Genomic DNA, 13,119 nt, shown 5'->3' on the forward strand with positions numbered 1-13,119 from the left:
CTTTACCCATTACCAAAAATCCCAGAACTATTTGATAAGTGATTAACTAGACTTGATATAGCGTTTATTGCATTTATGAGGTAGGCTTATGAGCCTCAAAGTCCCCCTTGTTAAGGGGGATTTAGGGGGATCTCTTTGTACCTGATTAGGTGATAAATCGCTCTAGACTTGATATATTGATATCAGTGGTAAATTAGCAACTAACGATTATATCATGTTCATATAATCAGTTATCAAAAAACCTAGCTTCCTTCTGGTAGGTAATCTCTCTTCTGATGCCCTGTTCCCTGTTCCCTGTTCCCTGTTCCCTGTTCCCTGTTCCCTGTTCCCTATTACCTACTATTTATAATTGTTCAACCGCACATGATATTAACATGAATGGGATTAAAAAAAACTACCAAGCAGCAGTATATCTCAACACTGACCTCCAGGGGTCAGGATTCCCAATTCTGTGCCTTCACGGTCATCCAGCCTCAAGTCAGTGCGTTTCGGTTTTTACCCAACATCTATCCCAGAGGTTCTGGACTATCAGCCCTGATTTGCGAGGATATGGTAAAAGTCCAGCTGATCGGGATTTTCAGATGACCGACCACTTGACTGACTTGGAATCCCTGCTCGACTACTACAACATTGACCGCTTTTTGATACTAGGTTGGTCTTTAGGGGGAATTTTGGCCATGGAGCTTGCCCTGAAGCTACCTCAGAGAGTCACGGGTTTAATTTTAATCGCCACAGCTGCTCGACCTTGGGGTAATCATCCCCCCATTAGTTGGCAGGATAATCTCTATACCGGCATCGCTGGTGTCTTAAATTGGTTACAACCAGGATGGCAGTGGAATATTGACACCTTTGGTAAGCGATCGCTTTTTCGGTATCTGATCAAACAACACACAAGCAGCACCTACGAGTATATTGCCAAGCACGCCATATCAGCCTATTTACAGACCTCCCAAGAGGCTACACAAGCACTCAACGCTGCCATTAGGGCTGGGTATAACCGTTTGCCAGACTTACACCAGATTCAATGTCCCTCCCTGGTCTTAGCAGGAGCTGCTGATCGCCATATTACCGCAGCATCAAGTAAAGAAACCGCTAAACATCTTAAGGATAGCCAATGGCAATGCTATAAAAATACGGCTCACTTGTTTCCTTGGGAAATTCCCGATCTGGTGTTAAAAGATATCGACAGCTGGATTAGCAATAATCCCCAAGTTTTAAGGTAATCAGAATGTAGAATTAAGAATGGAGAATTAAGAATGTAGAATTAAGAATGGAGAATTAAGAATGGAGAATTAAGAATTCTACAAGTATTCAACCTAATGCAATTAGCCGTGGGCTAAAGGCTCACGCTGCGCGAACAGCTTTCCATAACATAGATTAAACGAATGCTTAGCTGTTTTATAGCCTTTATTCCATGTAATAGGTACAGTTATCAACCTCAAAGTCCCCCTTTTTAAGGGGGATTTAGGGGGATCCTTTTGTACCTCATTGGAAAGAGAATTTCTATATTCAAAAGCTGTTCGATGTAGCGTGCCTTATGCCCATAAGCTGTTCGCGTAGCGCTTAAGCTGATAGCTTACAATTCTAAATTCTAAATTCTAAATTCTAAATTCTAAATTCTAAATTCTAAATTCCCGACTCCCTTAACCAATTAACCATTAAAAACTAGTAAGTATAACATGACTAATGACAATAACTTGATTTACTCCTACCCACCCCTAAAAGCTGGAACTTTACTCAAACGCTACAAACGCTTTCTTGCGGATATTGAACTGCCATCAGGGGAAATTATTACTGCTCACTGCGCCAATACTGGCCCAATGATCGGAGTTTCAACCATTGGCTCTCCTGTACAAGTGTCCCATAGTGATAACCCAAAGCGGAAGTTACCATACACTTGGGAAATGATTCAGGTCAAGGACAATGAACCCACTTGGGTAGGGGTTAATACGGCTTTACCTAATCGAGTGATTAAGTTAGCGTTGGAACAAAAACTGATTCCCGAATTAGCGGACAGCTACAGCGAAATTCGCCCTGAGGTGCGTTACGGAAAAGAACGGAAAAGCCGCGTGGATTTTTTACTGACTGGCTCAGAGCGCCCGATTTATTTAGAAGTGAAAAGTGCTACCTTAGCTGAAGAGAATCGTGCTTTATTCCCTGATACAGTTACTACTCGTGGACAAAAACATCTGCAAGAACTAATGGCACTACTTCCTGAAGCACGAGCCGTGATGCTTTATTTTATTAATCGTGCTGATTGTTTGCACTTTTCTCCTGGTGATAACTATGACCCAGACTATGGTAAACTCTTAAGAGAAGCAGTTAGTAATGGTTTGGAAGTGTTGCCTTGTCGCTTTGAAATTACCCCGTCAGGAGTTCGCTATTTGGGGTTAGCAACCTTTGAGTGCTGAGGGTGTTAGTAGGTTATATATAATTTGTCTTTAAGTTGTTAATAAAATCCCTTAAGTAAAGGCAAGAGGCAAGAGGCAAGAGGCAAGAGTTAATTAACTATAGAGGGATTTTAGGTAGCGATGCAGTCTATCCCCATGAGCGACTGCATCAAGACACTGGATTTGATCTAATCTTTAATCAAATCCAACCTTAGCAAACTACGCCACTATTAAGCCTTCTGAGTAATCTTCTCTTATCCCAAATAGCTAAAGTCTAGCATCCATAAGCTGAACTATAGCGTTTGTATTTGAGATGTAAACTTGTATGGTCTTGTTTTATTGGACAATAAAAGTGAGGATCTCTTTCCCCTCTTGCCTCTTGCCTCTTGCCTCTTGCCTCTTGGCCTTTGGGAGTATGTTCACAACCCAGATACAAACGCTATAGTATTAGTGATTCTTAATGGTAAAAACCTGCTTAAAGACAAAAACGCGATTAAAGTTAACGGGAAACTTTTTAATCACAAAAGGACTCTTCTTAGGCACAAAGCGCTTAGGTATTGTGAACTTAAATTTAAAGTCAAAGTCATCGTCATCAAATTTAAACTCAAAGTCATGATCATCCCGTTCATCATCGCGGTCATCATCAACTTTGCCCTTGCCAAAGTCTTTAGATCTGCCTCGGCTTCCTGCAATCTCCTTGAGTTCATCCTCTGACAAATTTGCGATGAACTCCAAATCAGTGGTTAGATACTTATCCATGGGAAAAATCTCCTGTTCAAAAAAGTGAGTTATTGGGATTACCTAATTAGGTAACCTTGTAAAATCTTCGACAGGATTAATCTATCTAAATAAATTCTTTCTGTCTTGCCATTTTGGCTTCTTGTTAGTTGTGGGATTCCATTAAAAAGGATTTAATTCAAATGGCACTTAGTTAAGGCTGAAACCAAAGCCCAGACGGGCAAAGGGGATTTTTAGAGAGAGTACAGAGGTCTTTACCTTTGGCAGTGACCAAGGGCAAGGTTAGTGGTAACTCTCGTTATCTCCAAGGTTTTGAGCAGACCGCTAATTTACTCACCGTCTTCAAAATTTCTCGCTTCCAGGAAGGTTCGGTGATGGATTTCTTTGAGCGAAGGTCACGCTACGGGAGCAAACTCTTATGGCTCAATCGGGTGATTTAACCCAACCTCCTATCCTCATCCGGTCTCTCCACACTTGAATCCTAACGTTATTAGACAAAAATCTGGCGTAAGGGAAGCCATGCCGGAGAGGGAAGCCATGCCGGAGGCTGATCGCTTAATATACTCTCAGCTCTAGAACTGGGAAATGGCAGATGTTTTCGCAAAGTCAAATAAAAGGGATATGATAATATTTTTACCGAAGGCATGTATTGTAACCTTACTTTTGTCGATGTTTTCCATCCTCCGACTTTAGTCGAAGGTTTTGGATTACTTTTTCAATTACCTCCGACTCAAGTCGGAGGCTTATTATTGTATCGGATATCCTCAAGAGATTTGATACAATAATAAGCGGCTTTCGCCAGTGGAGGACATTCAGTCCGAAAATCAACCCATCGACTTCAGTCGATGGAGTCGTTGAGTTAATTTAAATCGGAGTTTGAGATATGTACCTACAAGAAGAGCAACAAAAAACTTACCAAGAAAATGGTTTTTTACTGTTAGATAATCTTTTTGATAAAGCTCAGATTAAAGCGATAACAGCTAAATTATCAACTGTTTCTTGGAAAAATACACCAGGAACAGTTTTAGAAGAAGATCAAGCGACAGTAAGAGGAATCCACGAGGATCCAACTGAAAATGGCTTCTTGGATAAGATATCAAAAAACGCTCTAATTGTTGAGCCAGCCATGCAACTTCTTGGCAGCCAAGTCTACATACATCAATTAAAAATTAACTTCAAAGCTGCCTTTAGTGGTGATCTATGGCCGTGGCATCAAGATTATATCTTTTGGCAAAAAGAAGATGGAATGCCAACACCACGAGCGGTAAATGTTGTTATTTTTCTAGAAGAAGTAAACGAATTCAATGGACCGCTTTGTCTTATTCCTGGTTCCCATCAAGAAGGAGTAATTAGCTCTCTCAACCAAATTGAGCAAGATTATGCTGCTTCAGAAGACTCCAAATGGATATCGAGTTTTCAGTCCAACCTTAAATACACTACCCCAGAACAAACCATTATAAAGCTAGTAGAAAAATATGGAATAGAAGCGCCCAAAGGTAAACCGGGAACTGTGTTATTTTTTCATCCTAATTGCGTTCATGGCTCAGCTAATAATATTTCTCCATTTTCGAGAAAAATTGCAATTATAACCTATAATAGTATTGACAATATTCCGATTGCCGTAGACAATCCGCGTCCTGACTTCTTAGTTGGTCGAGACTATAGAGCAATCAAACCTTTACCAGACCAAGCCTTAATCCTATAAACCATTGAAACAAAGAGTGGGAGCAGAACAAATTAGATTGTTTGAGCAGCGTTAATCTAATGCCTAATTTTGGAGTTGAGAAAGGAATAAACAGGATGACAACAAATAAACACATTGCCCTATGGACTTGCCCGAGAAGTCGTTCAACACTGATGACGAGAGCTTTTGAACAGTTAGATGGTTGTCTAATTTTTGATGAACCATTTTATGCTCCGTACCTGTTGAAACATGGTTTCAATCATCCTCATCGTCAAGAAATTATTGAATCCACTGAAAGCAACTATGAGAAGGTAATTCAACAAATTACTGGAAGTTTACCCAATAGTGCATCTTTTTCATTCCAAAAACACATTGCAAAACATGCTCTCCCGGAATTTTCCAGAGACTGGCTTAAATCTCTTCATAACGTTTTTTTGATTAGAGACCCTAAAGAGATCGTTTTATCTTGGTACAAAGTTTTGGGGAACGTAACGTTCCATGATATCGGCATAGCAGACCTTTACACTATATTTCAAGACGTTAAAGCATTGACAGGAAACTCCCCGCTGGTTATTGACTCAACGGAGTTTGTCAGAAATCCCAAAGATATTCTGAAAAGGTTATGCGCAAACTTGGAGGTAACATTTTCTGAAAAAATGCTGAGTTGGGAACCTGAACTAAAAGACTCAAACTTATCATTGTCATCCTTTGCCCCAAGTTGGTATTCCACAGTGAGGAATTCTAGCGGTTTTCTTCCTTATGAGGAAAAAGCGATCAATATACCTGATGACCTAATACCTATAGTGGAAGATTGTCTGCCGTTTTATGAGAAATTATATCAAGAGGTATAATTTGGCCAATTTAACTAGCTCTAACACTATCTGACAATAACGTGGATGTAGATTTAGGATAAGTATAAATGAAGGACACCATCGACAATATATGTTTTAGCTTCTGGAACTCTGCGGTTCTCAGAGCGGCGATAAAACTTGGAATATTTCCTTTACTGGAACAACCTATTTCTGCCCTAGAAGTCTCCGATCACCTCAAAGCTAATCCTGGTTTTGTCCAAGCTTTTCTTGAATCCTGTGCTGGATTAGGTCTGCTGGAAAAAGAAGAGGGTAATTTTAAAAACTCTCAAGTCGCTTCTAAATTTTTAATACCAAACAAGCCAGAGTATCAAGGTGATTACATAGTCCATATTACCAATTTCTGGTACACTTGGGGCAATCTAGACCAGCTCATCCGTGAAGGCAGACCAGATTTTCCCTTTGAGAATGGTTTTGTTGATGCTGCTACCTATTGGACAAGCTATATCAAAGGTCGGCATAACCTAGCTATGGCAGGACAAGGAGCAGTGCTGGCTGAATATACTAACCTGAACAATAGGCGTAAAATGCTGGATTTAGGGGGAGGCTCTGGAAGCTACAGCATTGCTCTTTGTAATGCTAATCCTAATTTAACAGCTGTAGTTGTCGATCTCAAAGAACCTTTAGAAATCGCCCTCAGCCTCTTGAAGCAATACAATCTCCAAGAGCGAATTACCCTATGTCCGGCGGATTTTCATACCACTGAGTTTGATCAGGACTATGATGTTGTTCTGCTTTCTGCAGTCTTGCGTCATATATCTCCGGAGCAATGTCTGAGGCTATTGTCCAAAGCTTACGATGCTCTATTGCCAGGTGGATTGCTGATCGTGCAGGAGTTTATAAATCCAGAAGATAATCCTAAGCAGTCATTGCGCAGTACAATGATGGAACTGTACTTAATGATTGGCTTTCATTCCGAATCGGGCAATCGCTCTAAAGAAGAAATTGCCCTATGGCTCGAAAAGACAGGATTTAAAAATATTAAGGTTATTCCTTTGCCTACACAAACAACTCTCATCCTTGGGGAAAAGCCCTAATATCAAGTCTGCTTGAATACCCATAATTAAGGAGAGGGTGGGACCCACCCCTAACCCCTCCCAGGAGGGGAATGTGGGGAGATGGGGAGATAGGGAGCGGTGCGACCCGTGGCGAATTTAATTCGCCTACGGAAAGCGCACCGAGGGAGATTTTTATTATTAAGGGTAATTATTCTGAGATGATATAAAACTCCTATTTCTGGCAAATAAGGCTGTTTAGTAGGGATTGAAACAGGCAAGATGCCTGTTCCACGCCTGATGCCTGTTCCACCAATCAGATGCACCCTATGTCTTTCCCCCTCTCTCAGTCTCCCATGCTACAATCGCCTCAGTTAAACCTTCTAAAGTATATTCAACTGCTTCTACATCTACTCTGCCTAACAACTGGCGACAGCTTTCGGATGTTTGGGGACCAATGGAAGCGATACAGACATTGTCTAAAAGGGAATGGAGAGTTTTTGAGGGTGCAGATTGTTCGCTGTCGGCATTAGAGTGGGGTAGGTTAGTTTCCGTTGAAGAGTTAAAGGCTTGCTTGAGAAGTTTGTAAAAATTCTTGACGGTTTTAGAACTAGCAAACGTAACAATATCTATTGCTCTCTGTTGCCAAGCATCTAAAATAGCAGGAGCCATGTAATCTGGACAACGAGATTCATAGGCAGCAACTTCTACCACTTGAGCACCTTTTTCGGTTAGTTCTTTTACTAACACCTCTCGCCCACCGGTTTCGACTCGGGGGAAAAGCACTTGTTTGTTAGTTAAAGACTCTGGAAAATGTTCTACCAAAGAATCAGCTACAAAGTTTGGTGGGATAAATTCCGGTTGTAAATTGTGTTGTTTCAGACTCGCAGCAGTTTTCTTACCCACCACAGCAATCTTAATCCCGACTAAAGCACGGGCATCTTTACCATTATCCAGTAATCGTTTAAAAAAGTAATCCACCCCATTGCTAGAGGTGAGAATCAACCAATCGAAGTTAGCGAGATTAGCGATCGCATAATCTAATCCAGCCCAACTGGAAGGAGGAGTAATCACCAAGGTGGGCATTTCGATAATAGTCGCTCCTTCTTGTTCCAGGAGCTGGTTAAATTTCTGGGATTGACTAGCGGAACGGGTAACTAAGACGGTTTTTCCAGTAAGCGGCTTAGTAGTTTCAGTTGCCGGTTGATGCTTGTCTTGACAACCTTGACTGTTCAACTCGTCTTGCAACTGGTCTTGATCAGGTAATCCCATAAATGCCCTTAACCCCACTACTTCACCAACTACAATTACCACAGGTGAGAGGGAGATACCAAGGGTTTGGTTTACAATAGTGCTTAAAGTACCCAGCCAAACCTGTTGCTGGGGGCGTCCACCATTCCGAATCAGAGCAATCGGGGTCTGATGCGATCGCCCATAGTTTTGCAGTTGCTGGACAATTTCTGCTAGATGACGTCCTCCCATTAAAATCGCCAAGGTGTCAATTCTTGCTAGTGCTTCCCAATCTAGTTGCTCTGGCTGATGAGCAGTGACAACCGCAAAGCATTTGCTCAAAACTGAGTCTGTTAAAGGAATTCCCGCTAGTAAGGGAGCTGCTAGGGCTGAGGAAATGCCTGGTATCACCTCAAACTGACACTCAGCAGCAATCAATGCCTGAATTTCTGAGCTAGAGCGCCCGAAAATAAACGGGTCACCACTTTTTAGCCTTACCACTTGCTTGCCTTGTTGGCATTGGTCTACTAGTAGTTGGTTAATCGTAGCTTGGGGTGTAGAAGGGCGTCCACCCCGTTTCCCAACATCAAACAGTTGACAATCACAGGGCACCAGTTGCAATAAAAGGGAATCTACCAAAGCATCATAGACCAACACTTCAGCTTCAGTCAGTAGTTGTTGCCCCCTTACGGTTAAGTAGTTAACATCTCCTGGACCAGCACCTACGATGTAAATTTTTCCCTTTTTGTGATTAGTCATTATATAGCGGTTTGCAATTGCTGTTAGGTACAAAGTTCTGGGTTTTTAGGGAGCAGGGAGCAGGGAGCAGGAACCCACCCCTAACCCCTCCCAGGAGGGGAATAGAGAAGGAACCCACCCCTAACCCCTCCCAGGAGGGGAATAGAGAAGATAGAATAGCGATGCGCTGCTATCTCTCTATCTCCCTATTTCCCCATCTGCCCACCCTTGCAACACTCCCTATTCCTCTGGCTCCATCGGCAGACTTATATCTAAAATAATTAGAAACTTAGCATCAGGCAGCAGCTGTTTCAGGGTCTGGGAATAACCTTTGGCATCAGAACAGTTGCGGAACCGAGCGAAAACGACTGGTGGCATCGGTGGTAATAGCCGAATCAGGACCCATGGGTATAGGCTTAGACGATGCGACATAATATGAAGTTATCTCCTTTACTTTAAGGGGTAGCCAGAGCCAGCCTGTGGCCTAGGAAAACTCTTAGGCTGGCTCTTCCCGTGGATTTTTTTGTCCACGGTTTTATTTTAGCACAAAAATTTTAATATTATAGCATATTTTGAGAAATTTTGTAAAAAATTATTGAGAGAGTCGGTAGAAGTACAGTCTTATAGCGCTACGCGCAATGGCATTGGCAAGAGGCAAGAGGCAAAAGTTTACGTGCATTAGCGTTTGAGCTTGTATCAATGTCAAACACGAAGAATGCGTAGTGCTATACCGAAAATATTCAAGTCCCGATAAGACCTATTAACAGAAATAAGATGACTTTTCTTTATCTTTTATAACTGATATAAAATCAAAGATCATCACCTGGACTCCTTAGGGAAGTTGAATAACCATACAAGTATACGACCTTGGATAAAGCTGGCGATGGGAATAATTAAAATTATGAGTTTTACTGCCATCTCTTGAGTTATATTGTAGTGGTAGCCTCTTGGATCATTGTAGTTCCTAAAATCGTTCATAAAATCATGAACACCAATCTCAATTATCCAACTAGAGAATGCAGTCCAAACTAAGCTGTTAAGAACAATCCACCAAATTCCCCGAGTTGTATGCTTAGAAAGAGCTACCGATTGGAAGAAAGATATCACTACGCAACCAATTAGGGTCGCAAAAATAGATGCTGTCCAGGTCATGGGTAATCGGATACTTGGATCCTTTACCCATGTAAATTGAGCTGTTATATACGTTATATACGAAAAATAGGAAACATGAATGGTTGGTATGGCACCGTAGACCCCTGACACAGTCACCACAACCCATTCCCAAGCGTCGGAAATGTAACGTCGCAGAACAACCCATTGTGCGATCGCTGGCCAAAACGGTATAAGCATGAACAAATACAGAGAAAAATTATTTTCAGTTAGCGATAACCATGACGCAATAGTAATTATCATACCCGTAGTTGTTGCTATCGTCCACTCGATTAGAAATCTCAGACTAAGTGATCGTTTTAGCATTGGATTCTAAATTCTCTGTTCCTAACTTTAGGGTGATGTCTTTGGCAAATTTAAAATCAGGCTGATTTCCCAAATCGATATAATCATCCTACGATCGCGGTTCACAAATATCTAAGGAACAGGAATTTTTAACAAGGAATTTCTCCCCATCACAAAACTCCTTCTAGGAATGTGCTGATCAAGAAGGGTTATTGTTGTGGCTTCATCGTAATCATTGATTTGTAATCCATACTTGACATAGCAAATCCCATTCAGGACTTCCGAGCCGGTTATGATTTAAAGAGTATTACTTACATCGGTCAAGCTCTGTTTATCGACGTAATAAAGTGACCGCTGGCATTTGACATCACAGCGGTCACCATTGTTGTCAACGGCTCTACCCGACAATTAAACAACCCTGCCCGAAAGGGTAATTTCCAGTTCAAACAGTTAATTAAAAATTAGGTATTTGCCAAAATTGCCCTGAATAATTACCACAATTAGCCATAATCGGTTTATTGTCTTGGGAATCATTAATGATATCTAAACATTTATCACTGCCCGTAAACATGGTTTTGAGGCGATAATATCCAGACTTGTTTGTTGCTTCTATTTGCCAAAATTGTCCTGAATAATTACCACAGTTAGCCATAATCGGTTTATTGTCGTTAGAATCATTAATGATATCTAAACATTTATCACTGCCCGTAAATAGGGTTTTGAGGCGATAATATCCAGACTTGTTTGTTGCTACTATTTGCCAATATTGTCCTGAATAATTACCACAGTCAGCCATAATCGGTTTATTGTCGTTAGCATCATTAATGATATCTAAACATTTATCACTGCCCGTAAACATGGTTTTGAGGCGATAATTTGTTTGTCCTTGGGCAACGTTAGTAGTACTGGCAAAAGCAAGCACAGAAGACGCAACAGCTATACCAAAAGTGAAAATTATCTTTATATTTTTGTTAGACATGGTGGTATGAGACATTTTTTTAGTTTTAGAGAAAAATTGATCAAGAATTGTGCCACAAACTCAACTTACCTGAGTTCGATATACAGCGTTTCTAGGACTCATGAGGTATACAGGATTGTTTCACTCTTGCCTAATCCCTGCTCCGTTCGCGTAGCGTGGCCTACGGCCTCAGTCCCTGCTCCCAGAGTATTGATGTTTCTTTCCTTTTGCTTTGAACTCTAAGATAATCATCAGTTTCGATCTGAACTCTCCTATACCTTTTACTACAACGCCATTAGTAAGATTCCCGATTCTCTAGAAATATTTTTATCACAGCGGGTCAAGCCGCTATGAGTCTTGATCCCCGGTTTGAAAAGACGGGGCTTTAGACTTAAAGGTTCCCTCGTAAATCGGCTATTAAGCACTTTCCTTGAGCAGGTAATAGGGAATAGGTAATAGGGAATAGGTAATAGGTAATAGGGAATAGGGAATAGGGAATAGGGAATAGGGAAAAAATAATGTGTAGCTGATAGTTATGCAAACCGCCGTAGCTATATATAGCAATTCTCTATGCCATGAGGTACAAAAAGATCCCCCTAAATCCCCCTTATCAAGGGGGACTTTGAGGTTGAGAAGCGTACCTCATAAATCCTATAAACGCTATAGTACCTGAATGCGTTCGCGCCCCGCGTGGCCTACGGCCAATCGCATTCAGGACTTCCGAGCACGTTATGATTCAAGGAGTATTACTTACATCGGGCAAACCAAGTTTTTCGACTTTTCTTTTTCCTTAGTTAAGGGCTGATAGGTCTTGTGATCATACGGCACATATCCCTCAAAACCTGAATAAGTCATCTCACACAATAACCGAGACTTAAGCGGAGAAGGAGGTAAATTTACCTTTGCTACTTTCACTTCTACTAAACCTGGATCACGCCTTAAAAGGTCAAATACATCGTGTGACAAGTAGCGGGGACAATACCCTAGGTGATAATGATCTTCTGTGGTTAACGCTAAAGCCTTATTGTCATAAGGATTCTGAAGCTCGTGACATAACCACAAAGGATCACCGACTTGTAGCTGCCCTATGCGATCCATAGAACACTCTGGTAAGTGACGCAAACCATGTACTAGAAAACAAAAGTGGTATTTCCCGTCACTGTCGAGGTCTGGATAAGGAAAAACTTTAAAATTATCTGTTTGTCGATTTCCTTCGCTCCTTCCTAAAAATTCCATCAAATCAAAACTCTGGGCTGATAAGTTGAGCCGGTCTAGATGCTTTCGGTAATCTGGACGCGAGGGTGACATAACTCGGTTGGCAAAAAACGCAAACAACTCCGCCGAACAATAGGTTTTATTCCACTCTGGGAAAGACATTAGAGGCTCAAACCCAAATTGTTTTTGCGCTTCCTTTGCACCTTTTATATAAACAAACTCGTAATTCTTTCCATCAAATGTTAATCGACCCACCGGGTTCCAGGATCGACTTTGATAATCTTGCCAAGCTAAAAATAAAGTTTTTAGGGAAGTGATACTCATAAATTTAATAGAGAGAGCAGTCTTTTTTTGTTGGTGAGCAAAATTTTCTTAGCAAAGTCAGATGCTTCTTTTGAGATCCGAGAATCTGGAAATGCCTGTAAAGTTGAATTTATCTGTTGCTCTGAAATTTGTTCAAGACGGTTGAGCCACTCCTGACTAGCTTTAGGATAGTGAGTGTTAACATATTCAAAAAGTTCAAATGTTTTCAGAGGCTTTTTTTCATTTTCGTTAAGATAAAAGGCTGACCAGCACCGATTTACGTAAGACTCTACAGACTTATGCTGGCGTTTAGTATCAGAAAGTTCACGACCCAGGCATGAGGCGTGATCGTAAGTGATAGGGTAAACGCATCTTAATTTTTGTCCAAAATATGGTAAGATTAAAAGTAGGATTAACCACCGATTATAGTTGATTAGTACTAATCAATGGCCAGAGGCTTCAAAACGGCTGTATTCCCAGGGTAAACGCATCTATTTGATCAGCGAGATCACATCTTAGAAGTAGCTTTAATCTAAACTCCAGT

At 41.1% G+C, this 13,119-nt stretch carries 12 protein-coding genes and 1 pseudogene; 6 read left to right on the forward strand and 7 right to left on the reverse strand.

What is annotated here, in order from left to right; translation table 11 throughout:
• Positions 1 to 374: 374 nt before the first annotated feature.
• Positions 375 to 1,223 carry an alpha/beta fold hydrolase gene (locus tag BJP37_RS18690; protein WP_075906244.1) on the forward strand — a complete coding sequence of 283 codons (849 nt, stop codon included), beginning with the start codon at positions 375 to 377 and terminating at the stop codon, positions 1,221 to 1,223.
• Between the two features lie 456 nt (positions 1,224 to 1,679).
• Complete coding sequence (gene sfsA, locus BJP37_RS18695; RefSeq protein ID WP_075900976.1) at positions 1,680 to 2,411, forward strand: DNA/RNA nuclease SfsA; 732 nt, start codon at positions 1,680 to 1,682, stop codon at positions 2,409 to 2,411.
• A 426-nt stretch (positions 2,412 to 2,837) separates the two neighbouring features.
• Here sfsA and BJP37_RS18700 read toward each other — a convergent pair whose 3' ends face one another.
• Entirely contained in the window at positions 2,838 to 3,149 is a 312-nt protein-coding gene (locus BJP37_RS18700; protein ID WP_075900978.1) for a hypothetical protein, read from the reverse strand.
• 224 nt (positions 3,150 to 3,373) lie between these two features.
• Here BJP37_RS18700 and BJP37_RS18705 point away from each other — a divergent pair.
• The 4 genes and pseudogenes from BJP37_RS18705 to BJP37_RS18720 all read left to right on the forward strand — a co-directional run.
• Positions 3,374 to 3,568 (forward strand): annotated as a pseudogene (locus BJP37_RS18705) (hypothetical protein); the annotation flags it as partial.
• A gap of 443 nt (positions 3,569 to 4,011) precedes the next feature.
• Positions 4,012 to 4,833, forward strand: a complete 822-nt coding sequence (locus tag BJP37_RS18710; RefSeq protein ID WP_075900982.1) for a phytanoyl-CoA dioxygenase family protein — start codon at positions 4,012 to 4,014, stop codon at positions 4,831 to 4,833.
• Positions 4,834 to 4,928: 95 nt separating this feature from the next.
• A complete protein-coding gene (locus tag BJP37_RS18715; RefSeq protein ID WP_269087026.1) occupies positions 4,929 to 5,663 on the forward strand; it encodes a sulfotransferase-like domain-containing protein in 735 nt (244 codons plus the stop codon).
• A gap of 68 nt (positions 5,664 to 5,731) precedes the next feature.
• Complete coding sequence (locus BJP37_RS18720; protein WP_075900986.1) at positions 5,732 to 6,718, forward strand: methyltransferase; 987 nt, start codon at positions 5,732 to 5,734, stop codon at positions 6,716 to 6,718.
• Positions 6,719 to 7,003: 285 nt separating this feature from the next.
• On the opposite strand, the gene cobA is transcribed toward BJP37_RS18720, so the two are convergent.
• The 6 genes from cobA to BJP37_RS18745 form a co-directional block, all read right to left on the reverse strand.
• A complete protein-coding gene (gene cobA, locus BJP37_RS18725) occupies positions 7,004 to 8,665 on the reverse strand; it encodes a uroporphyrinogen-III C-methyltransferase (RefSeq protein WP_075900988.1) in 1,662 nt (553 codons plus the stop codon).
• A gap of 219 nt (positions 8,666 to 8,884) precedes the next feature.
• Positions 8,885 to 9,076 carry a hypothetical protein gene (locus BJP37_RS18730; RefSeq protein ID WP_075900990.1) on the reverse strand — a complete coding sequence of 64 codons (192 nt, stop codon included), beginning with the start codon at positions 9,074 to 9,076 and terminating at the stop codon, positions 8,885 to 8,887.
• A gap of 387 nt (positions 9,077 to 9,463) precedes the next feature.
• Entirely contained in the window at positions 9,464 to 9,994 is a 531-nt protein-coding gene (locus tag BJP37_RS18735; protein ID WP_143727680.1) for a hypothetical protein, read from the reverse strand.
• Positions 9,995 to 10,553: 559 nt separating this feature from the next.
• Positions 10,554 to 11,093: an RICIN domain-containing protein gene (locus BJP37_RS18740; RefSeq protein ID WP_198954105.1), complete on the reverse strand. Its 540-nt coding sequence runs from the start codon at positions 11,091 to 11,093 to the stop codon at positions 10,554 to 10,556.
• A 381-nt stretch (positions 11,094 to 11,474) separates the two neighbouring features.
• Positions 11,475 to 11,621 carry a hypothetical protein gene (locus tag BJP37_RS39530; RefSeq protein WP_158069660.1) on the reverse strand — a complete coding sequence of 49 codons (147 nt, stop codon included), beginning with the start codon at positions 11,619 to 11,621 and terminating at the stop codon, positions 11,475 to 11,477.
• 186 nt (positions 11,622 to 11,807) lie between these two features.
• Positions 11,808 to 12,596 (reverse strand): HIRAN domain-containing protein, encoded by a 789-nt coding sequence (locus BJP37_RS18745; protein WP_081431247.1) that lies wholly within the window; start codon positions 12,594 to 12,596, stop codon positions 11,808 to 11,810.
• Positions 12,597 to 13,119: the final 523 nt, after the last annotated feature.

The organism is Moorena bouillonii PNG, assembly GCF_001942495.1.
GTDB lineage: Bacteria > Cyanobacteriota > Cyanobacteriia > Cyanobacteriales > Coleofasciculaceae > Moorena > Moorena bouillonii.

Bases quoted from the DNA above. Each gene is read 5' to 3' on its own strand.
- BJP37_RS18690 (WP_075906244.1), top strand. From the start codon at position 375: ATGAATGGGATTAAAAAAAACTACCAAGCAGCAGTATATCTCAACACT.
- sfsA (WP_075900976.1), top strand. From the start codon at position 1,680: ATGACTAATGACAATAACTTGATTTACTCCTACCCACCCCTAAAAGCT.
- BJP37_RS18700 (WP_075900978.1), bottom strand. From the start codon at position 3,149: ATGGATAAGTATCTAACCACTGATTTGGAGTTCATCGCAAATTTGTCA.
- BJP37_RS18710 (WP_075900982.1), top strand. From the start codon at position 4,012: ATGTACCTACAAGAAGAGCAACAAAAAACTTACCAAGAAAATGGTTTT.
- BJP37_RS18715 (WP_269087026.1), top strand. From the start codon at position 4,929: ATGACAACAAATAAACACATTGCCCTATGGACTTGCCCGAGAAGTCGT.
- BJP37_RS18720 (WP_075900986.1), top strand. From the start codon at position 5,732: ATGAAGGACACCATCGACAATATATGTTTTAGCTTCTGGAACTCTGCG.
- cobA (WP_075900988.1), bottom strand. From the start codon at position 8,665: ATGACTAATCACAAAAAGGGAAAAATTTACATCGTAGGTGCTGGTCCA.
- BJP37_RS18730 (WP_075900990.1), bottom strand. From the start codon at position 9,076: ATGTCGCATCGTCTAAGCCTATACCCATGGGTCCTGATTCGGCTATTA.
- BJP37_RS18735 (WP_143727680.1), bottom strand. From the start codon at position 9,994: ATGCTTATACCGTTTTGGCCAGCGATCGCACAATGGGTTGTTCTGCGA.
- BJP37_RS18740 (WP_198954105.1), bottom strand. From the start codon at position 11,093: ATGTCTCATACCACCATGTCTAACAAAAATATAAAGATAATTTTCACT.
- BJP37_RS18745 (WP_081431247.1), bottom strand. From the start codon at position 12,596: ATGAGTATCACTTCCCTAAAAACTTTATTTTTAGCTTGGCAAGATTAT.